Below are 22,644 nucleotides of genomic sequence, written 5' to 3'. Positions count from 1 at the left end.
TGATCAGTAGATAAAATCAGGCATTATTTTTTTAAAAGCCGCCTGACTATATTGTGTCCATAAGCAATCACCGAAATACGCTTCGGTGAATTTTTTATTTGGTAATTATCTACAGCATAAGGATTTAGTTATCTGACATTAGCGATAAAGCACTCTCCAATACGGCTTTACCATCCATCTGCCCATAATGCTTCATATCGATAACTGCAACGGGGATTTTCCCCTGAGCAGCAGTTTCTATTTCACTTTTTTGGAAGCGAACCTGCGGTCCTAATAGGACAACGTCAGCCTCATTTCTTTTTATTTTTTCCTTGGCCTCAGGCACAGAAAAAGCGTCGATATTTACGGCAACGTTTCCCGCTGCGGCGTGTTCTCTCATTCGCTTGACCAGCATACTGGTGGACATGCCGGCAGCGCATACCAATAAAATATTCTTCATTTGTCACCCAATTAATATATGTTGATAGTCGACCCGTCGGGTAACTTAATGAATTTCAATGAAAGAAATTGCCATTGCGATCACAGTTAGTAAGAGCGGAGTTGTTTAAAAAAATAGATAAAAATGAACGTGTGATTAATTTTTTGTCTCGGAAACTTGTAGTTTACTGTTTTATAAAGAATTAAGGAGGTTCAAAAGTGGTATACAAAGATATTGTGAACTTACTAAAAAAAAGAATTAGTAGTCCGACATACAATATTGGCGATATCTTTCCGGCGGAAATAGAGCTGGCTAAACTTTATAATGTGTCGCGAAATACCATGAGAAAGGCGCTGAAAGTTCTTGAAGATGAGGAACTTATTGAGCGCAGGCACGGCTCGGGCACCTATCTGCGCAATAAACATTTTCAAGCCTCGGTCACCCATCTGGACAGTTTTACCGAAATTGCTAAAAGCGAAGGGAAAAAACCGACCAGTCAGGTCCTGAGATTTGAATTGCAGCAGGCCACAGAGGACATTGCCAGCCGACTGCATTTAGCTATCGGCGAACCGGTTTATTACGCCAAGCGGCTGCGTTACATCGACAATGTCCCGATGCAGCTGGAGGAGACGTGGCTTTCGGTTAATCGCTTCCCGGACCTGACGATTAACCATATGAAAAAATCCAAGTTTTTCTATATCGAGCATGAGTGCGGCGTCAAAATACACGGCTGCTATGAATCACTCCACCCGGTACTTCCTCCCCTCGAAGTGGCCAAAATGCTCAATATTAGCGTCCGTGATCCAATTATCAGGATGGAAACCCAATCGGTGGATGCCAACCATGCGCCCATCGATTTTTCCATCCTCTATACCAATGTGTTTGAATTCCAAGTGAAGTATTTCCTGCCGCGCAAGATGGCCCGCCAGCCAGCTTAATGGATCAATAAAAGTTATTTAATTTAATCGACCAAATCCGACGCCTGGGTTTGGTCCCCTAGCGTCATATTGATCACAGTTCCGCTCAAAAAAGTGGTGCATAAATCAGATAATAAATGCACCTCCCATCTTTAAGCCTCTGAAAGAAGACATAACTCTTTGTATAACCTACTGTTAAAGAAGTGCAAAAGAGGTGCAATTCATGATGAGGCACAACCTTGCCTACTCTCCTTTCAATTGATTAAGCTTTTATTCGCTTTCAGAACGAATAATTAAAAATAAATAAGATTGAATTCTTTCACTGTGCAGAAATAAAAACTCAGAAGGAATTAACCACATGAAGATTGCCGCATTTGATATTGGTGGCACGGCGTTAAAAATGGGCGTCCTTAACTCTGAAGGGAAAGTGCTGGAGAAGGCCAACCAGCCCATTAGCAACAGCGACGGTGAACAGATTTTACAGGCGATGGTGCAATGGGTCGCGGCGCATCCCGACTGTGAAGGGATCGCCATCAGCGCGCCGGGTTATGTCAATCCACACACCGGCTTTATCGAAATGGGCGGAGCCATTCGCCGCTTTGATCATTTCGCCATGAAAGAGTGGCTCGAGCAGCAAACGCAGCTTCCCGTCGCCATCGAAAATGACGCCAACTGCGCGTTATTGGCCGAGCGCTGGCAAGGCAAGGCCGCCGACATGGCCAACTTTTTGGTGCTGACCATCGGTACGGGCATCGGCGGGGCTATTTTTTGCAATAACCAACTGGTTCACGGCGCCCGTTTCCGCGCCGGAGAATTCGGTTACATGCTGACCGAGCGCCCCGGCCCGCGCGATGTTCGCCAGTACACCATGAATGACAATTGCACTCTACGTACCCTGCGCCAGAACTATGCAGAGCACGTTGGTAAGTCGCTCAATGAGGTGAGCGGAGAGGAGATCTTTGACTGCTACGAGGCCGGGGATGCCGTGTGCCAGCGTTTAGTCTCCGAGTTTTTGAATGATATCGGCAGCGGCCTGTACAACCTGGTGAATCTGTTTGATCCACAAATCATTCTGGTGGGCGGCGGCATTGTTGAGCGCCCCGGATTTCTTGCATTACTTCGTCAACATCTGGCCTGGTTCGGGATTGATGATTATGTCGATATCGTCAGCCACGGCAATGACGCCGGACTCATCGGCGCGGTCTACCATTTCAATCAACAGTATCGGTCGCCGATAAGCGATCTCTAATTGAGGGAAAGAATATGTCCGGATTCAAAGAAGGATTTCTGTGGGGAGGCGCGGTGGCCGCGCACCAGCTGGAAGGAGGTTGGAAAGAAGGTGGCAAAGGGGTCAGCGTTGCTGACGTCATGACCGCTGGCGCGCACGGCGTCCCGCGCGTGATCACCGATGGCGTGTTGCCGGGCAAAAACTACCCTAATCACGAAGCCATCGATTTTTATCATCGCTATAAAGAAGATATCGCGCTGTTCGCCGAGCTGGGGTTTAAATGCTTCCGCACCTCGATTGCCTGGACGCGAATCTTCCCACAGGGGGATGAGTTAGAGCCAAACGAAGCGGGCCTGCAATTTTACGATGACCTGTTCGACGAGTGCCTGAAACACGGCATTGAGCCAGTGATCACCCTGTCGCACTTCGAGATGCCTTATCACTTGGTGGTCGAGTACGGCGGCTGGCGCAATCGCAAGCTGATCGACTTTTTCGTGCGCTTTGCCAAGGTGGTGTTTACGCGCTACCAGCACAAAGTGAAGTATTGGATGACCTTCAACGAGATCAACAATCAGGCCAACTATCACGAAGATTTCGCCCCCTTCACCAACTCCGGATTGAAGTATGTCGCGGGGGAAGATCGCGAGCCGGTGATGTATCAGGCCGCCCATTACGAGCTGGTCGCCAGTGCGCTGGCCGTCAGCGCCGCCAAGGCCATTAACCCAGATTTGCAGGTTGGCTGCATGATTGCCATGTGCCCTATTTACCCGCTGACCTGTGCGCCGCGCGATATGATGATGGCGATGACCGCCATGCACCGCCGCTACTGGTTCACCGATGTTCACGTGCGCGGCGAATATCCGCAGCATCTGCTGAAATATTTTGAGCGTCGGGGCTTCGAGCTAGATATCACCGAAAACGATCTGGCGGCACTCGAGCAGGGCTGCGTCGACTATATCGGCTTTAGCTACTACATGTCGTTTGCAACCAAAGCCACCGACGACAACCCGCAGCTGGATTACGACGAAACCAAGAGTCTGGTCTCTAACCCTTATGTGCAGAAGTCCGACTGGGGCTGGCAGATTGATCCAGTGGGCCTGCGCTATTCGCTGAACTGGTTCTGGGATCACTATCAGCTGCCGCTGTTCATTGTGGAAAACGGCTTCGGCGCGATTGACGTGCAAGAGCGCGACGGCACGGTCAATGACCAGTACCGCATCGACTATATGTCCGCTCATATTGCCGAAATGAAGAAAGCCGTGGTCGAGGACGGCGTCGAGCTGATGGGCTATACGCCGTGGGGATGTATCGATCTGGTTTCCGCCGGTACCGGCGAAATGAAAAAACGCTACGGCCTGATCTACGTCGATAAAGACAATGACGGCAACGGCACTCTGAACCGCAGCCGTAAGAAGTCCTTTAACTGGTATAAAGAGGTGATTGCCACCAACGGCGAAAAACTCTGATTGCTGATGGTTGAATCCCGCACAAAAAAAAGCCCGCAATCGCGGGCTTTCGTTTTATTTTAATGCTGAGGGGATCATTCCCACTCAATCGTCGCAGGTGGTTTACCGGAGATGTCGTAAACCACGCGGGAGATGCCGTCGACTTCGTTGATGATGCGGTTGGAGCAGCGGCCGAGGAAATCGTACGGCAGGTGCGCCCAGTGAGCAGTCATGAAGTCGATGGTTTCTACTGCGCGCAGAGAAACCACCCAGTCATATTTACGGCCATCGCCCATCACGCCGACGGAGCGAACCGGCAGGAAGACGGTGAAGGCCTGGCTGACTTTGTTATACAGGTCGGCTTTATGCAGCTCTTCGATGAAGATAGCATCGGCGCGACGCAGCAGGTCGCAGTACTCTTTCTTCACTTCGCCCAATACGCGAACGCCTAAACCTGGCCCCGGGAACGGGTGGCGGAAAAGCATGTCGTACGGCAGGCCGAGTTCCAGACCAATTTTGCGCACTTCGTCTTTGAACAGCTCTTTCAGCGGCTCAACCAGACCCAGTTTCATCTCTTTCGGCAGGCCACCCACGTTGTGGTGTGACTTGATGACGTGGGCTTTGCCGGTGGCAGAGGCCGCAGACTCAATCACGTCAGGGTAGATGGTGCCCTGTGCCAGCCATTTTACTTCTTCTTGTTTGCAGGCTTCTTCGTCGAACACTTCAACGAACACGCGGCCGATGATTTTACGCTTAGCTTCTGGCTCATCAACGCCGGCCAGAGCAGACAGGAAGCGATCTTCCGCCGCCACGTGAACGATGTTCAGACCGAAACGGTCGCCGAACATTTCCAGCACCTGATCGGCTTCGTTCAGACGCAGCAGGCCGTTGTCGACAAACACACAGGTCAGACGGTCGCCGATGGCGCGATGCAGCAGCATGGCAGTAACGGAAGAGTCCACGCCGCCGGACAGGCCGAGGATCACATGGTCGTTGCCGACTTGTTCGCGCAGGCGTTCAACGGCGTCTTCGATGATTTTAGCCGGGGTCCACAGGGCTTCGCACTGGCAGATGTCCATCACAAAACGCTCCAGAATGCGCAGGCCCTGACGGGTGTGCGTTACTTCTGGGTGGAACTGTACGCCGTAGAAGCGTTTTTCCTCGTTAGCCATAATGGCAAACGGGCAGGTATCGGTGCTGGCAACGGTCACGAAGTCAGACGGGATAGCGGTGACTTTGTCGCCGTGGCTCATCCATACGTCGAGCAGCGGCTTGGCGCTGTCGCTGAGGGCGTCCTGAATGTCGCGGATCAGCGCGCTTTCGGTCTGAACTTCAACCTGCGCATAGCCGAACTCACGCTCGTTGGAACCTTCAACATGGCCGCCAAGTTGCATTGCCATGGTCTGCATGCCGTAGCATACGCCGAGAACCGGTACGCCAGCTTCGAACACGTAGTCCGGTGCACGTGGGCTGTCGGTGGCGGTGGTACTTTCCGGGCCACCGGACAGGATAATACCGTTCGGGTTGAATTCGCGGATTTGGGCTTCGGTTACGTCCCAAGCCCAGAGTTCGCAATACACGCCCAGTTCACGCACGCGGCGTGCAACAAGTTGGGTGTACTGGGAGCCGAAATCGAGGATCAGGATACGGTGCTTGTGAATATTTTCGCTCATGAGGGGGCGTTTTCCAGAAAGCAATAAAAAGCGTTAAAACAACGAGTTAAACTTTCAACAACAATAAAAGCTTACTTCAATAAAGCAGACAGCGAGCACGTGGCTCGCTGTCTTAAGGGTTAGGAACCCATGCGGTAGTTCGGCGATTCCTTGGTGATAGTCACATCGTGAACGTGACTCTCCTGAATCCCCGCACCGCTGATGCGAACAAATTCAGCCTTGGTACGCAGGTCGTGGATAGTAGCACAACCGGTCAGGCCCATACATGAGCGCAAACCACCCATTTGCTGGTGAACGATCTCTTTCAGACGGCCTTTATACGCCACGCGACCTTCGATACCTTCCGGCACCAGCTTGTCAGCGGCGTTATCCGTCTGGAAGTAACGGTCAGAAGAGCCTTTGGACATCGCGCCCAGAGAACCCATGCCGCGGTAAGATTTGAATGCGCGGCCTTGGTACAGTTCGATTTCGCCCGGAGACTCTTCAGTACCTGCCAGCATGCCGCCAACCATCACGCAGCTTGCGCCAGCTGCGATAGCTTTAGCGATGTCACCAGAGAAACGGATACCGCCGTCAGCGATAATCGGAATACCGGTGCCTTCCAACGCAGCCACCGCATCAGACACGGCGGTGATTTGTGGAACACCTACGCCGGTCACGATACGCGTCGTACAGATTGAGCCAGGGCCGATACCCACTTTCACCGCGCTCACGCCAGCTTCCACCAGCGCCAGTGCGCCAGCGCCGGTCGCCACGTTGCCGCCAATGATTTCTAAGTCTGGATATTTAGCGCGAGTGGCGCGAATGCGGGACAGAACGCCTTCGGAGTGGCCGTGTGAGGAGTCGATCAGCAGGACGTCAACGCCCGCCGCAACCAGTGCGTCGATACGCTCTTCGTTGCCTTCGCCAGCGCCAACTGCCGCGCCAACGCGCAGACTGCCTTGCTCATCTTTACAGGCGTTAGGTTTACGTTCCGCTTTTTGGAAGTCTTTAACGGTGATCATACCCAGCAGGTGGAATTGCGCGTCAACAACCAGCGCTTTCTCAACGCGTTTTTCGTGCATTTTCTGCAACACAACTTCGCGTGCTTCGCCCTCTTTGACCGTCACCAGACGCTCTTTCGGGGTCATCACTGCGGTGACAGGCTGTTCCAGGTCGGTCACAAAGCGCACGTCACGGCCGGTAATAATACCCACCAGTTCGTTGCCTTCGGTCACGACAGGATAACCGGCAAAGCCGTTGATTTCGGTGAGTTCTTTAACTTGACGCAGGGTGGTAGAAGGGGTGACCGTTTTCGGGTCGGCGACCACGCCGCTTTCATGCTTCTTAACGCGGCGAACTTCTTCGGCCTGACGTTCAATGGACATGTTCTTGTGAATGAATCCCAGACCGCCCTCTTGCGCCAGAGCAATCGCCAGATTCGCTTCAGTCACGGTATCCATTGCTGCAGACAGCATTGGAATATTGAGACGGATTTTAGCGGTCAGTTGAGTGCTTAGGTCGGCAGTATTAGGCAGAACTGTGGAGTGAGCTGGTACAAGGAGGACGTCGTCGAACGTTAGAGCTTCTTTTGCGATACGTAGCATGGGCAATATCTCACCAAGGTGGATGCGGAAAGGATAAAATATTGCAGCGGGATTATACAGGTGAGGGCCCATTGCGACTAGTACTATTTACGAAACTTCTTGATTACCTTGTTTGGGCATGTAGTATCGACCGATTAAGTCTCTGTTTTTGAATTTGATCTGGATCACATGCCACTACCTTCTTCCCCGCCAATTTTTACAGTAAGCCGCCTGAATCAGACGGTTCGACAGCTGCTGGAGAACGAAATGGGCCAGGTCTGGCTTTCAGGCGAGATCTCCAACTTCTCCCAACCCTCGTCCGGTCACTGGTATTTCACCCTGAAAGACGACCGGGCGCAGGTTCGCTGTGCCATGTTCCGCAACACCAATCGCCGCACCACCTTCCGCCCGCAAAACGGCCAGCAGGTGTTAGTTCGCGCCACTATCACGCTGTATGAGCCGCGCGGCGACTATCAGCTGATTGCCGAAAGCATGCAAGAAGCCGGTGATGGGCTGTTGCAGCAGAAATTTGACCTGCTCAAGCAGCAGCTGGCTACCGAAGGGCTGTTCGACGCCCAATTCAAGCAGCCCCTGCCCTCGCCTGCCAAGTGTGTCGGGGTGATCACCTCGTCGAGCGGCGCGGCGCTACATGACGTGTTGAACGTGCTGAAACGCCGTGACCCGTCGCTGCCGGTCATCATCTACCCAACCGCCGTGCAGGGTGTCGACGCGCCGATGCAAATCGTCCGTGCCATTGAGCTGGCAAACTCGCGTCAGGAAGTGGATGTGTTGATTGTCGGGCGCGGCGGTGGCTCTTTGGAAGATTTGTGGAGCTTTAACGATGAGCGCGTGGCGCGGGCCATTTTCAAAAGCGCCATTCCGATTGTCAGCGCCGTCGGCCATGAAACCGACGTCACCATCGCCGACTTTGTGGCCGACCTGCGCGCGCCGACGCCGTCTGCCGCCGCCGAGTTAATCAGCCGCAATCAGCTGGAACTGCTGCGCCAGATTCAATCTCAGCAGCAGCGTTTGGAAATGGCGATGGACTATTACCTCGCCCAGCTGGCTCAGCGTTTTACCCGCCTGAACCATCGTTTGCAGCAACAGCACCCGCACCTGCGCCTGGCTCGCCAGCAAACCGCGCTGTTCAAACTGCGCCGTCGGCTTGATGAGGCCATGCAAAACCAGCTGCGCCAGATGCTGCGTCGCATCGATCGCCTGCAGCAGCGCCTCAACCAGCAGCAGCCGCAGTCGCGCATTCATCGCGCCCAGCAGCGAGTCCAGAAATTGCAGTACCGTCTGCAACAGGCGCTGGCCCTGCAACTGTCCAACAGCCGCCAGCGTTTTGGCACGGCCTGCACCCAGCTGGAAGCCGTCAGTCCTTTGGCTACGCTGGCGCGCGGTTATAGCGTGACCACCACGCCGAAGGGTGAATTGCTGAAGAAAACCACGCAGACCGCGCCGGGCGACACGCTGAAAACCCGTCTGGCGGATGGTTGGATTGAGAGCGAAGTGAAAGCCGTGACGCTTGCGAAGAAAACGCGCAAGCCCGCTGTGAAGCAATAGCGGTCGCTGTATACCCCTTCCCAGCCTCCCCCTTTTTAGGGGGAGGCGCTAAAAGCTTACAACCTATAACTCTCTGACTTCACGCCATTAATCCACAGCGGGCGCGTATCTCCGGCTGGCAGCACGATGCCCAAACTGTCCCACGCCGGTCTGAAATCGCCGCGCTGAGTAAAGTCGATACTGATTTTCTCGCCGTCCGTTTTAATCTCCCAGCTTAGCCACAGCGCATTGCCCTCTTTCCAGCCGTGGCTCTCGCCGTCATCTTCAAACAGCATACCGCAAGAGGTGGCCGCCGCCGGGCTTGGGAAAATGTGCAGCTCGCGCACCTTGTCCTGCTGCTGATCGACATAAGCCGTGCGCTGAGACATAGGCAGTGCTGCACCGGCGCGCACCAGCAGTGGCAGGCGCTCCAGCGGCGCGTCCAGCCTGACGGTCTGCCCACCGGCAAACCATTTTCCGCTATAAAAATCACACCAGCCGCTCTCGTTAGCAGGCAGATACACCTCGCGCTCGCGCTGGCCCTGCTCCACTACGCTTGCCACCAGCAGGTCTTTCCCCAGCATAAAATCGTCGGTTTCGACGAAGGTGTTGGCGTCGTGCTCGTGGTCGAGGAAAGTCGGGCGCAGCATCGGTTCGTCATCCTCATGGGCCTGCCACAGCAAGGTGTAGAAGTAAGGCAGCAGGCGATAGCGCAGGTTGATGGCGTCGCGGATCAACGCCGTGCTCTGGCTAAACATCCATGGCTCATTCACCGTGCCGTCATCATTCCACGAGTGAATAGTAAAGCGCGGGTGCATCACGCCATTCTGCACCCAGCGCACAAACAGCTCTTCATCCGGGCGCTCCCCGGCAAAGCCGCCGACGTCATGACCCACGTTGTACAAGCCGGAGAGGCTCATGCCCAGCCCCATGCGCGTGTTGTAGCGCAGCGTTTGCCAGCAAGTGCGGTTATCGCCGCTCCATGTTTGCACGTAGCGCTGCATCCCGGCGCAGCCAGAACGGGAGATGAGATAAGGCCGCAGGTTGGGCGCAAATACCTGCTGAGCCTCGAAGGAGGCGCGCATCATTAACAGCGGCATCACCGGACGAATGTGCTTGATAGCAATGGATTTTCCGAAGCCAAAGCAGCGCGCGTTGCTGTCCCACACTTCATATTCATTATTATCATTCCACGTTGAGCCAATGCCGTTTTTCAGTAGTTGCGTGGTAACGCCGTGCTGCCACCAGCGAATGGTCGCTAGATTGGTGAAGTCCAGATGGGAACCTTCGTCATCCCAAAATACCGAGCGCTCAGGGACATCCTCTTGTGAATCGCGAATAAACAGCCCCTGCTGGGCGACAAGCGCGTATTGCGGGTGGTCCTGCAATAGACAGGGTTTGATGTTGGCGGCCAGGCGGATCCCCGCGTCGAGAAAGGCCTGCGACATGGCTTTCGGCTCAGGGATTTTGTCGTAATTCCAGTTGAACACGTAACGCTTATTGCCAATCGAGGTGTAGCCGGAAGAGAGCTGGAACGAGTCGCAGGCAATATCCTGTTCGCGGCACAGGTTGATGAACTTCATCAGCTGCTGCTGGGCGTCTGACGCGTCGGTGTAGTACATGGTCGAGCCGCTGTAGCCGAGGCTCCATTTCGGGCCGAAGGTGGTTTTGCCAGTCAGCCGCACCAAGGTTTTGGTGACGTCGAGGGCCGTCGGGCCGAGGAACATATAGTAATCGAGATCCCCCGCTTCGGCGTTAAAGCGGCGATAAGGCAAATGGTAATTATCCAGCTCTTGGCCGAGATCAAGCCAGACATTGCTGAGATTATCGTAGAACAGGCCAAAACTGACGTCACCCCGGCGCGTTAACGTAAAGGGAATATGCTTGTAGAGCGGATCGGTGCTGGCGGCGTTATAGCCCATGGCGTCCAGATTGCGCATTTCAAAACGGCGACCAGCGCGATTGAGATCCCCGGCTTTTTCCCCCAGACCGTAATAGCGCTCTTCGGGATAGCGGCGCTGATAGTGGGCCGAACCGTCGCCCTTCACCGACAGCATATAGGCCCCGGTTTTACGGTCACTGGCCAGCGGTTGCCAGCTGCCATCGGTGTGGCGATATTCCCATTCGAGCCACAAAGGCTGGTGAACCGTTACCCGCAGCTTTTCGCTGCTGATCACCAGCCGATCCTCAAACTGCTCCAGCGTGTAGCCCGGCAGACTAAATCCATGATTACTTAGACGATCGCGCCCCTCCCAAGGCACATCGTCCGTTGGCGCAATGCTCCAGGTTCGGTCCAGCGCCAGCTCGCCACGGCGTTTGATCAGCACGCGGAATAGGCCCTGCTCCAGTATCCGCAGGCAAAACAGATGTTGATCGTCCACCCGCAGCTCCACGCCCGCGGCGTCCTGTGCTGCCAGCACCCAATGCTTTAACGTCTTCATGCACTTTTCCTTTTATCTGCCGGTGTGCGGCGTTCTGCTATCAGGGCAATCAGGAAAACCGCCCCAATCAGGTCAAAAAATCCCATCGCGATAAACAGCGGGTTGAAGCCGATATTGTCGGCCACCGCACCTATCAATAATGAAAACAAGAAGCTGGCGATCCACGCGGAGGAGCCGCGCATGCCGTTGACCGTCGCCACCTGACTTTTATCGAATGACTCCACCACCACCGCACTCAGCATGCAGGAGATAACCTGATGCCCAAAGCCGCCGATGGAGATCAGCGCGATGGCGGCGTACGGGCTTTCGGTGAGTGCAATCATCGCCAGCGACAGCATCAAGAAAGCGCCGGTCACCGAGCTGGCAACAATCGAGTTAATGCGGGTGCAGCCGAAGAATTTGCGATACAGCGTGGTGAGATAGCCACTGGCGACGCTGCCTAAATCCGCCGCCAAGAACGGCAACCACGCGAACATCACAATGTGCTTGAGGTCCATGCCGCGCTCGTTTGCCAGATACAGCGGCACCCAGAAGCTGAACACCGCCCACGCGGGTTCCGCCAGAAACGCCGGGATGGCAATGCCGTAGAATTTCTTATTTTTGCAGACGGTTTTCAGGGATTTGATGAAAGGCAAACGGGTCTGCTGAGGCTCATTGTCTTGGCGAATCAGCGCCAGCTCTTCTTTGCTCAGGTTCGGGTGGTTTTCCGGCGCGTGGTAGAACTTCCACCACAGCAGCACCCACAGCATCGACAAAATCCCGCAAAACAGGAAAGCGCCGCGCCAGCCGAATGAGAGATGAGCCACCAGAATAATCGGCGGTGCCAGCATGGCGCCAATGGAGAAGCCCACCCCGGCCCAGCCTGCGGCCACCGGCCGCTCTTTGCGCGGGAACCAGTCGGAGATGGCTTTGGCGTTGGCAGGAGTAGCGGCCGCCTCGGCGCTGCCCATAAAGAAGCGCAGAATAGCCAGTTGGATCCAGCCCCCGGCTCCGGCGTGCAGCATACAGACCACGGCCCAGACGGACGCACAGATCAGAAAGCCGAGTTTCAGGCCAATGACGTCAATCAGCCAGCCGCACAAAGGTTGGAAAATAGTGTAGGCCGCCTGAAATGCCGCCACGATGTAAGAGTATTGTTCGGTGGTCATACTCAGGCTGGTTTTCAGTTCAGCCGCCAGCAGACCCAGTGAGTTGCGGGTGATGTAGTTGACTGTCACCCCAAGTAGAAATAGGGCCAGCATCCACCAGCGTAATGCTCTGATTTTGCGTCTTCCTGACGTCACGGCGTCGGTATTGATCTCAATCGTCATTGTTATTTCTCCTCCCTGATCAGCAGGCTAGCTGCCAGCGATGGTTATTGTTTGAGTACCCTAGACGACTGTATGCAGGCTGATTTGTGAGCGGAACGTGATTCTTTGCAAGAATTTTCATGGACTAGACAAATTTGCGAGTCTCGCCCTGAAAATGCCTGAGATTACGGACAAAATCCTTCATGAAAATTTTTTCATTTTCGAATTTGAAGGAGATCACAATTTGAGAGGAAAGCTAAAAATCCAGCAAATTGCTGACCATACGGGGCTGTCGATCAGCACGGTTTCGCGCGTTTTAGCTGGAAAAAGCAATACCAGCGCGCGCGCCAGAGAGCAGGTGTTGAGCTACGCAACGTCGCAGGGCGTGCTCAGCGGCCTGTCCACCGGGCGGCTGATGTTGAATAACATTGTGGTCTTCGCCCCGGCCCGCGCCTTCGATGCCCGCAGCGATATTTTCTACTACAAGGTGATTCAGGGGATTGTTGCCGCCGTCAGCCAGCACGACGTGCGGGTTCGCTACTGCGCGTTGGAAGAGAGCGACGCCGACGTCGCACTGTTTATCGCCAAAATGACCGATGCCCAAACCGATGCCGCGCTGCTGGTTGGCATTGATGATGCGCATATCCACCAGCTTGCCGCCGACTTGGCTAAACCCTGCGTGTTGATCAACTGCCGCGATCGGCTGATGCGCCACGACAGCGTGTCGCCGGATCATCAAACCATGGGCGACTTCGCCACCGATTATCTGTTTAGTCAGGGGCATCACCGAATTCTGACCCTGCAATGTCTGCGCCGCCACACCATGGAGCTGCGCCTGGCGGGCATCAAAGAGGCCTTCGCGCGGCATAATCTGGTCTTTGACGACGGCCAGCATCTGGTCACGACCTCGGGGTTTGGCGCGCAGGAAGCAGAACAGGCCATGCTGAATTATCTCGATACTTTACCCGGCGGCCAGCCCATGCCGACGGCGATTCTGGCGGGAGGCGATTTTATGGCAGCCGGTGCCGTGGCGGCCTTGGTAAAACGCGGGTTTGCGGTGCCGACGGACATCAGCGTGATGAGCACCGACGGCTTTAATCTGGCAGAAATTCACGATGTGGCGCTCACCGCCGTGCACGTGCCGCGCGACGAGCTGGGTGTGGAAGCAATCGCCCTGCTCCAGCGCCGCCTGTTCCGCCCCGAAGCCCCCTGCTCTAGCGTGCTGCTACAGGGCAAGCTGGTGACACGCAACTCCGTGCGCAAGGTCAGAGGCGGCGCGCTTCATCCTGCCGTCACCTCGCACAATCATCAGCTTTATGATGATAACCAAGAGGCGGTAGAGAACAGATAAATCCCATCTTTTGCTGGCGGGGAGCGCGACCGGACTATACTCAATATCAATGAATACTTGTCACTCTTAAGCTTCACTTATCGATAAGGAGAGTTGTTATGAGTCACGGTACAAAGCAAAAATTCCCCCTCGGCGTTATTCCTCCCTATATCCTCAATCGCATTATTGAGCACGGCTCAGAGCCGCAGAAAAAGTGCGCGCGCCAGACGCTGGTTCACGTCAACACCCTGATGGCCGAGGCTTACGCCAAACCCAAAGGCGTGAAAACCGCCAAGGCGGGTCATGTCGAGCGAGATATTTATGACGCCGAAAACCGCACTCGCCTGCCCGGCAAGTCGGTGAGAAAAGAGGGGCAGCCGAGCAATGACGACGTGGCGGTTGATGAAGCCTACGACTATCTTGGCGTGACTTATGATTTCTTCTGGCAGGCGTACCAACGCAACTCTTTGGACAATAAAGGGCTGGCGCTGCTTGGCTCGGTGCATTACGACAAGGAGTATCAAAACGCCTTTTGGAATGGCCAGCAGATGGTATTTGGCGACGGGGACGGTGAGATTTTTAACCGTTTCACCATCGCCATCGACGTCATTGGCCACGAACTGTCGCACGGCGTGACCGAGAGCGAGGCCGGGCTGGTTTATAGCGGCCAGTCTGGCGCGTTGAATGAATCGCTGTCCGACGTGTTCGGCTCTCTGGTCAAGCAGTTCAGCAAAAAACAGACGGCGGATAAAGCCGACTGGATCATCGGCGAAGGCCTGTTAGCTAAGGGAATTAAAGGCAAGGGGCTGCGCTCGATGGCGCATCCGGGGACAGCTTACAACGATCCGCTGCTTGGCAAAGACCCACAGCCCGCCGACATGAAAGGCTATGTGAACACCCGCGACGACAACGGCGGCGTCCACATCAACTCCGGCATCCCTAACCGCGCCTTCTATCTGGCTGCCACCGCGCTGGGCGGCTTTGCGTGGGAGCGCGCGGGCTACGTCTGGTACGACACCGTGTGCGATAAATCGCTGCCGCAGGATGCCGATTTTGCGACTTTCGCCAAGAAAACAATCGAACATGCTAAGAAGCGCTTCGACGCCGCCGTAGCACAGGCGGTGAAAGAGGCGTGGGGGCAAGTTGGGGTTATCTAATGAAACCACTGGAATCGCTGGAAAGCAGCGCCGTCATCGAAATGTATCGCGAAGGCGGCATGGCGTTTATCCCTAAACTCAACGGTCCCCGCCGAGTCGCTATGGCGGGGATGAGTGAGGACAAACGCCAGCAGATCTGCCAATTAATCAATCAGTCGCTGCCCTACGCCGAGCCGCCGGAGCAGGCCGGGCGCGGCGACCAGCGCTATTACCGGCTGGAGATCTCTTATGCTACTGCCCAACAATCGGGCAGTCTGGTGCTGATTATTCCGGAGACCCAGACACCCGCTGAGCTAATCGAATTGTGGAAATCGGCCCAGCCCGAGGGCTAGTCGCTGTAGGGCTGATAGCTGAACAGCACCCGCTTTTTGGAGATCATGCCGTGGCCGTTTTGGCAGAAATAATCCACCGCGCCGCAGGCTTTTAGGGTTTGCAGCGGCTGCTGGCAATCCGGGCAGAGCGCCGTCTGCTGATAGTCGGCGTTACAGCTGTCACAGTGAAAGTGATTGCTCACCCAACTCATAGGTTGAGTGCAAACCGGGCAAAGTGCTTCCATCTTCTCTCGCTCCCGTTAAATCACGCCCAAGGCTCGTAACAGATAAAGCCCCAGCGCGGTGGTGAAAAATGAACCTAGCGTGGTTACAGCAATAATGTTGGCAGCCAGCGTAGCATTTCCGCCCAACGCGCGCGTCATAACATAGCTGCCCGCCGCCGTTGGCGTACAGGAGAAGAGGAAAATCACCCCGAGCGCCGCGCCGCGAAAGCCGAGCAGCCAGCCGCCTAACGTCATCAACGCCGGGACAAAAATCACCCGCGACGCCGAGGACCAGGCCGCCACGTTTGAGCTGCGGAACATGGTTCGCCAATCCAGACTGGCTCCGGCACAGAGCATCGCCAACGGCAGCGCCATGCCTGAAATAAATTCGCCGGTTTTGCCAATGGTGTCAGGCATCGGCAGGTGGCTGTACTGGAAGGCCAGCCCGAGCAGCAATCCAATAATCAGTGGGTTAGTGACAATGCCGCGCAGAATCGGGCGTAGCCCGACGCGCTTGCCGGAGCCGCCCTGCAAACTGCGGGTTAAGGTTATAACTGAAAGCACGTTGAACAGAATCACCGTGACTGCCAGATACATCGACCCCAGCGCGATACCGTCATTGCCGAAAGCCAGCGAGGCATAGGCCAGTCCGGCAATCCCCGTGTTGGCGCGAAATCCGCCTTGCACAAAGATGCCCCGCTCGCGCGGATCTTTAACCAGCTTGATGGCGACCAGTTCTAGAAGCAGAAATGAAATGATAGTACCGACTGCGCCATAGACCGCCAGCGGCAGGTTAGAACCCGAGGTGTCGTGCCCTTGCGCCACGCTGAAAAACAGCAGGCAGGGCAGCGCGATATTGAATACCAGACGACTGGCTTTCTCATTGAAGTTGTCGTCCATCAGTCCGGTACGACGCAACCACATGCCGAGAATTAATATCAATAAATTAGGAACCGTAACGCCAAACGCAAAACTCCAGGTTTCCCAAAACATCCGTTCCTTCCCTGCCGTCGAGGCCAAAAAAAACGAGGTACATTTTCATGTACCTCATCAGATTAAGATTTATTTTTCAGGTGCTGCAACAGGCGCTTACGCTTACGCTGCTGGTGCGGAGAGAGCGTGTTCTTCTTGCCTTCGTACGGGTTTTCGCCTTCTTTGAATTGAATACGAATTGGCGTACCCATCACTTTCAGTGAACGACGGAAGTAGTTCATCAGATAACGTTTGTACGAATCGGCCAGATCTTTCACCTGATTACCGTGGATAACCACGATAGGCGGGTTATAACCCCCGGCATGCGCATATTTCAGCTTCACGCGGCGACCATTCACCAACGGTGGCTGATGGTCGTCGGCCGCCATCTGCATGATGCGCGTCAGTAAGGAAGTGCTTACACGGGTGGTAGCGCAGGTATAGGCTTCAATGACGGATTCGAACAGATTGCCTACGCCGCTGCCGTGCAGAGCAGAAATGAAGTGGATACGGGCGAAATCGACAAAACCGAGGCGCAGGTCTAACTGGTCTTTCACCTGAGCACGGGCATCTTCGCTCATGCCATCCCATTTGTTCACCACGATAACCAGTGAGCGCCCACTATTGAGGATAAAGCCTAACAGCGAGAGGTCTTGGTCAGAGATGCCTTCGCGGGCGTCGATAACCAGCATCACCACGTTGGCATCTTCAATCGCTTGCAGGGTCTTGATCACTGAGAACTTCTCAACGATTTCAGTGACTTTTCCGCGCTTACGCACACCTGCGGTGTCGATCAGAACATATTCACGCTCATCACGGGTCATCGGGATGTAGATACTGTCGCGAGTGGTGCCCGGCATGTCGTACACCACCACGCGCTCTTCGCCGAGAATACGGTTAGTCAGTGTGGACTTACCTACGTTCGGACGGCCGACAATAGCCAGTTTGATTGGCAGAGATTGCGGGTCGAAGTCATCTTCAACGTCGGCTGGGATCTCATCATCGTCCTGACCGCCTTCCAACTCAGCCCAGTACGCGGCGTTGGCTTCTTCTTCAGTCAACTCAACTTCTTCAGGCTTCTCGCCGACGAACGGCACTAATACGTGTTCGATAAGCTGAGTTACGCCACGGCCATGTGAGGCAGCAATGGCGTACACATCACCAAGGCCCAGCGAGTAGAAATCGCCGGTGGCGGTGTCTGGGTCCAGACCGTCAGTTTTGTTAGCGACCAGGAAGGTGGCTTTTTCACGGCTACGCAGATGCTGGGCGATGCCCTGATCGGCAGGCATCAGGCCCGCGCGCGCATCCACCATGAACAGCACGATGTCGGCTTCTTCAATGGCTAACAGAGACTGGCCTGCCATGCGAGTTTCGACACCATCTTCAGTGCCGTCGATACCGCCGGTATCAACAATGATGAATTCATTACCCTCAATTTCAGCACGACCGTACTTGCGGTCACGCGTTAGCCCCGGGAAATCCGCAACCAGCGCGTCACGCGTCTTGGTTAAACGGTTAAATAAGGTGGATTTACCCACATTCGGGCGCCCAACAAGCGCGACGACAGGTATCATTTTAAAGCCTCTGTTTTTATAAACTAAGTGCAAAACGCAAAGAGTTACAGCACGGCATAAAGCCATAAAACGCTATAAATCAAATCATTACATCGCAGGCTGTGAAATTCACCTGCGCATATTTCAGAATACGAAACGGCCCCTGATATTTTCAGGAGCCGTTTTTAAGCCCGACTGGGCCAGACGCTGCGAGCGACTATTGGCGACGATTAGCGAGTGAAGGAGTAAACCTCACCGCCCTTCGCCTGCACGACCAGCTTGTCGCTTGCCACGATTGGCGCAGCCAAGAAGCCGGAGCTATCAACTTTCTGCTGAGCCACGAAACGGCCATCAGTGGTGTTGATCCAGTGCAGGTAGCCTTCCGAGTCGCCGACCACAATATAACCATTATACAACACTGGCGCGGTCAGGTTACGGTGCAGCAAATCACTTTGACGCCACAGGCTAACGCCGCCTTGGGTGTCGAGCGCCATCACGCGGTCATCTTGGTCAACCATGTAGATGTGACCCGCATCGACGATGAAGTCATTGATCGAGCCAACGTCACGTTTCCACATGATTTGACCAGAACGCAAGTCCATCGCCACCAGATTGCCGTTGTAAGCCAGCGCGTAAACTACGCCGTCAACGATGATTGGCGTGGTGTCCACGTCGCTCAGGCGGTCAATTTCAGTCGCGCCGCTTGGCTGAGAAATACGTTGCTGCCAGATCAACTGACCTTCTTTCATCAGCACCGCGCTCACGCGTCCGTTGTCGCCACCTACGATAGCTGCACCGAAGGCAGTTGCAGGGGCTGACTCACCGCGCAGAGACAGGGTTGGCATATCGAGGTTGGCGGTCCATTGGATAGTCCCGTCAGTCTCGCTCAGGCCTTGCAGCATGCCATTACCGGTATGGATGATCACCAGACCGTCGCTGACCACTGGGCGAGAGAGTGCTTCACCCGCCACTTTGGTCTGCCATGCCACAGTACCGTCAGCGCTGTTCAGTGCATAAACGATCGCTTTTTCGCTGCCCACGTAGATGTGTGAGCCAGCAGCAGTCACGCCGCCAGACAGCAGAGCAGGACGATTTTTGGAGAAGAAGCCGGTTTTTTCCGACAGATTCACTTTCCAATTCTCTTTGCCGCTGTCAGCATCCAGAGATTTCACAATACCGAAACGATCGGCGGCGAAGATAGTGTTGTCCTGCCAGGCCGGACGCAGATGAGAGTAGAAGTCGCCTACGCCATCACCCACCGACGTGCTCCACACTTTGGTTGGTGTGAACTGATTTTCAACTTTCGGCAACGGGGACATCTTAACGACGTCTTCTTCGCTGTTAAACAAAGAACAGCCACTCAACAGGGCAACGGAAACCCATCCTACCAAGAGTGTTTTACGCAATTGCATCGGGGTTCCCCTTAGCTGGATAAGTTGTTCAATTTCATACGCAACACGTTCTGTAGCGTCTGAGAAGGTTTAGAATCAAGGCCTTTGCTGAAGGCTTCACGCGCGCCCTTGGCATCGCCTTTCGCCAGCAAAACGTCACCGCGAACATCTTGTTGCAGTGCGATCCAGCCTTCACCCTTCACGCCGTCGAGCGTTTTGAGTGCGTCATCAAATTTCTTTTGCTGCGATTGAACGCGAGCCAAACGCAGGCTGACCAAAGAGAGTAAATTCTCTTCTTTCGCCTGAGATTGTGCAGCAACCAGCTGCTTTTCCGCGTTAGCGAAATCTTTCGCTTCCACGAAATGATCAGCAAGCTGGAGCGAAGCGAACACGCCGTAGTTGTTTTTATTGCTCTGCGCGAATTTCTCTAAATTTTCAACGCCCTGCGCTTTCTTATCAGTTACGGCCTGATTGGCCTGCTGGAAAGCAACAGAAGAGTCAGCCATGGCCGAGCTCTCATGGGACTGCCAATAACGCCAACCACCTAGAGCGGCGATCCCGAGTACAACGCCAATCGCCAGCGCTTTACCGTTTTCTGCAAAGAAACGACGTACAGCGTCAACTTGTTCGTTTTCAGTGGTATAGACTTCCACGTGGTCCTTCTCCTTAACCTATCATCGAGGCCAAACGCGCAGCGAGTTCGCTTTGCGCCAGCGTTTCTTGCTCACCGCTTTGCAGGTCTTTAACCACTACCTGACGGGCCGCGACTTCGTTTTCACCTAATACCAGAGCGACACGCGCTCCCCATTTATCAGCGCGGGCAAATTGCTTTTTGAAATTACCGCCGCCGTAGTTAGTCATCACTCTTAATGCAGGAAGCTCGTCACGCAGTGACTCTGCTAATTGCATTGCTGCGCCCTGAGTTCCAGCGCCGACAGAAATCACATAAGCATCTACTGTCGCAGGTGCTTTAAAGTCTGGGTTAACAGCCTGAATCAATAAGATCAGACGCTCAAGCCCCATCGCAAAACCGACGGCTGGCGTTGCACGCCCGCCCAGTTGTTCGACCAAACCATCATAACGGCCACCGCCGCATACTGTACCCTGTGAGCCGAGGCTGGTCGTTACCCATTCGAACACGGTGCGGTTGTAGTAATCCAAACCGCGAACCAGACGCTGGTTAACCGTATATGGGATACCTGCTTGCTCTAAAAGTTCACACAAGCCAGCAAAGTGTTCTTTAGATTCAGCATCAAGATAGTCCGCCAGCGCCGGCGCGTCATTCAACAACAGTTGAACGTCTGGATTTTTTGAGTCCAAAACGCGCATTGGGTTGGTGTACATGCGACGTTTGCAGTCTTCGTCCAGCTTCTCTTTATGCTGCTCAAGAAAAGCCACCAGTGCTTCACGGTAGTTCGCACGCGCTTCCAAAGAGCCAATAGAGTTCAGTTCCAGCGCAACGTGATCGGCGATACCCAGCGCACGCCACCAGCGGGCGGTCATCATGATCAGTTCAGCGTCAACGTCCGGGCCTTGCAGGCCAAAAACTTCAACACCCATTTGGAAGAATTGACGATAGCGGCCTTTTTGCGGACGCTCGTAGCGGAACATCGGGCCGATGTACCACAGGCGCTGTTCTTGATTGTACAGCAGACCATGTTCAATACCGGCGCGCACGCAGCCAGCAGTCCCTTCCGGGCGCAGAGTCAGGCTTTCGCCATTGCGGTCCTCGAAGGTATACATCTCTTTTTCGACCACGTCGGTAACTTCACCGATGGCGCGTTTGAATAACGGGGTCTGCTCTACAATCGGCATACGGATTTCGCTGTAACCGTAACTACCCAGCACCTGCTTAAGGATGCCTTCGACACGTTGCCACAGCGCGGTATCTTCCGGCAGGTAGTCGTTCATGCCACGGATGGCCTGGATATTCTTTGCCACGTCAATTCTCTATCGTTTTTATAAAAAATGAACCCGATAGTCGGGTTCAATATAATGCAGGCGCGGATGGGCGCCTGCAACCGATGTTACTTTTCAAGATGATTGATAACGATACGTTTACTCTCATCCATAATGGCTGCTTTGGCGCGGATCTTGGCTTCGAGCTGGTCGATCATTTGCTCGTTGTCGAAACGATCCTTCTGGCGCACGCCATCTTCATAGAAACCGCTCTTGTTGTGGCCGCCGGTCACACCAATGGTCGACACCAGCGCTTCGCCAGGGCCGTTAACCACGCAGCCAATGATCGACACGTCCATCGGCGTGATCAGATCTTCAAGGCGCTGTTCCAAGGCGTTCACGGTACCAATGACGTCAAACTCCTGACGTGAGCAAGTCGGGCAGGCAATAAAGTTAATACCGCGCGAACGAATGCGCAGTGACTTCAAGATATCGAAGCCAACTTTAACTTCTTCCACCGGATCCGCCGCCAGAGAAATACGCAGCGTGTCGCCGATCCCTTCAGAAAGCAGCATACCTAAGCCGATCGCTGACTTAACCGATCCACTGCGCATGCCACCCGCCTCGGTGATCCCAAGGTGCAGAGGTTGATCAATGCGCGCGGCGAGTAAGCGATAAGACTGCACGGCGAGGAACACGTCGGAAGCTTTCACGCTGACTTTAAACTGGTCGAAGTTCAGGCGGTCAAGGATATCAACGTGGCGCATCGCCGACTCAAGCAGGGCTTCCGGCGTAGGTTCGCCGTACTTTTCCTGAATGTCTTTCTCGAGCGAGCCGCCGTTAACACCGATACGAATCGGGATATTTTTGTCGCGCGCGCAATCGACTACCGAGCGAATGCGAGATTCATTACCGATATTACCCGGGTTGATGCGTAAGCAGTCAACGCCGTACTCGGCAACTTGCAGCGCAATACGGTAGTCAAAATGGATATCAGCGACCAGCGGGACATTAACCTGCTGCTTGATGAGTTTGAAAGCTTCGGCGGCGTCCATGGTAGGAACAGAAACACGGACGATATCAACGCCAACACGTTCAAGGGCTTTGATCTGTGCCACGGTTGCGGCGACATCGGTGGTACGGGTGTTGGTCATTGATTGCACAGCAATCGGCGCACCATCACCGATAGGCACCTTGCCGACGTAAATCCGGGTTGATTTCCGACGGGTGATGGGTGCTTGGTTATGCATTACTTACTCTCCACAGTTGCAAAGAATCTGAACAGC

General features: G+C 54.5%; 19 protein-coding genes. 7 read left to right on the top strand and 12 right to left on the bottom strand.

What is annotated here, in order from left to right; all coding sequences use genetic code 11:
* Window positions 1-124: 124 nt before the first annotated feature.
* Window positions 125-439: a PTS sugar transporter subunit IIB gene (locus SBO83_RS00865; protein ID WP_396130161.1), complete on the bottom strand. Its 315-nt coding sequence runs from the start codon at window positions 437-439 to the stop codon at window positions 125-127.
* Window positions 440-636: 197 nt separating this feature from the next.
* Here SBO83_RS00865 and SBO83_RS00860 point away from each other — a divergent pair, with 197 nt between their 5' ends.
* From SBO83_RS00860 to SBO83_RS00850, 3 genes are all read left to right on the top strand, one after another.
* A complete protein-coding gene (locus tag SBO83_RS00860) occupies window positions 637-1,356 on the top strand; it encodes a UTRA domain-containing protein (RefSeq protein WP_396130160.1) in 720 nt (239 codons plus the stop codon).
* Window positions 1,357-1,693: 337 nt separating this feature from the next.
* Window positions 1,694-2,584, top strand: a complete 891-nt coding sequence (gene bglK / locus SBO83_RS00855) for a beta-glucoside kinase BglK (RefSeq protein WP_396130159.1) — start codon at window positions 1,694-1,696, stop codon at window positions 2,582-2,584.
* 14 nt (window positions 2,585-2,598) lie between these two features.
* Window positions 2,599-4,029, top strand: a complete 1,431-nt coding sequence (locus tag SBO83_RS00850) for a 6-phospho-beta-glucosidase (protein ID WP_396130158.1) — start codon at window positions 2,599-2,601, stop codon at window positions 4,027-4,029.
* A gap of 74 nt (window positions 4,030-4,103) precedes the next feature.
* On the opposite strand, the gene guaA is transcribed toward SBO83_RS00850, so the two are convergent.
* Complete coding sequence (gene guaA / locus SBO83_RS00845; protein ID WP_353501247.1) at window positions 4,104-5,681, bottom strand: glutamine-hydrolyzing GMP synthase; 1,578 nt, start codon at window positions 5,679-5,681, stop codon at window positions 4,104-4,106.
* A 119-nt stretch (window positions 5,682-5,800) separates the two neighbouring features.
* Window positions 5,801-7,267, bottom strand: coding sequence for an IMP dehydrogenase (gene guaB / locus SBO83_RS00840; RefSeq protein WP_396130157.1), 1,467 nt, complete (start codon window positions 7,265-7,267; stop codon window positions 5,801-5,803).
* 168 nt (window positions 7,268-7,435) lie between these two features.
* Here guaB and xseA point away from each other — a divergent pair, with 168 nt between their 5' ends.
* The gene (gene xseA / locus SBO83_RS00835; RefSeq protein WP_396130156.1) at window positions 7,436-8,812 is read left to right on the top strand and encodes an exodeoxyribonuclease VII large subunit; all 1,377 of its coding nucleotides are present in this window, start codon (window positions 7,436-7,438) and stop codon (window positions 8,810-8,812) included.
* A gap of 56 nt (window positions 8,813-8,868) precedes the next feature.
* Here xseA and SBO83_RS00830 read toward each other — a convergent pair whose 3' ends face one another.
* Window positions 8,869-11,232 carry a glycoside hydrolase family 31 protein gene (locus SBO83_RS00830; RefSeq protein WP_396130155.1) on the bottom strand — a complete coding sequence of 788 codons (2,364 nt, stop codon included), beginning with the start codon at window positions 11,230-11,232 and terminating at the stop codon, window positions 8,869-8,871.
* Window positions 11,229-12,542: an MFS transporter gene (locus SBO83_RS00825; protein WP_396130154.1), complete on the bottom strand. Its 1,314-nt coding sequence runs from the start codon at window positions 12,540-12,542 to the stop codon at window positions 11,229-11,231. Before SBO83_RS00825 ends, SBO83_RS00830 begins: the two co-directional genes overlap by 4 nt.
* Before the next feature lie 223 nt (window positions 12,543-12,765).
* Between SBO83_RS00825 and SBO83_RS00820 the strand changes: the two genes are divergently transcribed.
* The 3 genes from SBO83_RS00820 to SBO83_RS00810 all read left to right on the top strand — a co-directional run bounded on the left by SBO83_RS00820 (window position 12,766) and on the right by SBO83_RS00810 (window position 15,340).
* Complete coding sequence (locus tag SBO83_RS00820; protein WP_396130153.1) at window positions 12,766-13,872, top strand: substrate-binding domain-containing protein; 1,107 nt, start codon at window positions 12,766-12,768, stop codon at window positions 13,870-13,872.
* A gap of 98 nt (window positions 13,873-13,970) precedes the next feature.
* Window positions 13,971-15,008 carry a M4 family metallopeptidase gene (locus SBO83_RS00815; RefSeq protein ID WP_396130152.1) on the top strand — a complete coding sequence of 346 codons (1,038 nt, stop codon included), beginning with the start codon at window positions 13,971-13,973 and terminating at the stop codon, window positions 15,006-15,008.
* Window positions 15,008-15,340 (top strand): protealysin inhibitor emfourin, encoded by a 333-nt coding sequence (locus SBO83_RS00810; protein ID WP_396130151.1) that lies wholly within the window; start codon window positions 15,008-15,010, stop codon window positions 15,338-15,340. The genes SBO83_RS00815 and SBO83_RS00810 overlap by 1 nt, the downstream gene beginning before the upstream one ends.
* Here the strand turns inward: SBO83_RS00810 and SBO83_RS00805 are convergent.
* The 7 genes from SBO83_RS00805 to ispG form a co-directional block, all read right to left on the bottom strand.
* Entirely contained in the window at window positions 15,337-15,564 is a 228-nt protein-coding gene (locus SBO83_RS00805) for a zinc ribbon domain-containing protein (RefSeq protein ID WP_353501239.1), read from the bottom strand. The genes SBO83_RS00810 and SBO83_RS00805 overlap by 4 nt on opposite strands.
* 15 nt (window positions 15,565-15,579) lie before the next feature.
* Window positions 15,580-16,536 carry an AEC family transporter gene (locus SBO83_RS00800; RefSeq protein ID WP_353501238.1) on the bottom strand — a complete coding sequence of 319 codons (957 nt, stop codon included), beginning with the start codon at window positions 16,534-16,536 and terminating at the stop codon, window positions 15,580-15,582.
* Window positions 16,537-16,598: 62 nt separating this feature from the next.
* A complete protein-coding gene (der, locus tag SBO83_RS00795; RefSeq protein ID WP_353501237.1) occupies window positions 16,599-18,089 on the bottom strand; it encodes a ribosome biogenesis GTPase Der in 1,491 nt (496 codons plus the stop codon).
* A 209-nt stretch (window positions 18,090-18,298) separates the two neighbouring features.
* Window positions 18,299-19,480 (bottom strand): outer membrane protein assembly factor BamB, encoded by a 1,182-nt coding sequence (gene bamB / locus SBO83_RS00790; RefSeq protein WP_396130149.1) that lies wholly within the window; start codon window positions 19,478-19,480, stop codon window positions 18,299-18,301.
* Between the two features lie 11 nt (window positions 19,481-19,491).
* Window positions 19,492-20,112 (bottom strand): tetratricopeptide repeat protein, encoded by a 621-nt coding sequence (locus SBO83_RS00785; RefSeq protein WP_396130148.1) that lies wholly within the window; start codon window positions 20,110-20,112, stop codon window positions 19,492-19,494.
* Window positions 20,113-20,125: 13 nt separating this feature from the next.
* Window positions 20,126-21,400: a histidine--tRNA ligase gene (gene hisS, locus SBO83_RS00780; protein WP_353501234.1), complete on the bottom strand. Its 1,275-nt coding sequence runs from the start codon at window positions 21,398-21,400 to the stop codon at window positions 20,126-20,128.
* Between the two features lie 86 nt (window positions 21,401-21,486).
* Window positions 21,487-22,608: a flavodoxin-dependent (E)-4-hydroxy-3-methylbut-2-enyl-diphosphate synthase gene (gene ispG, locus SBO83_RS00775; protein WP_353501233.1), complete on the bottom strand. Its 1,122-nt coding sequence runs from the start codon at window positions 22,606-22,608 to the stop codon at window positions 21,487-21,489.
* Window positions 22,609-22,644: the final 36 nt, after the last annotated feature.

Origin of the sequence: Ewingella allii (assembly GCF_044430645.1) — a bacterium.
Classification (GTDB): domain Bacteria; phylum Pseudomonadota; class Gammaproteobacteria; order Enterobacterales; family Enterobacteriaceae; genus Ewingella; species Ewingella allii.
This window is presented reverse-complemented; position numbering and strand designations above follow the sequence as displayed.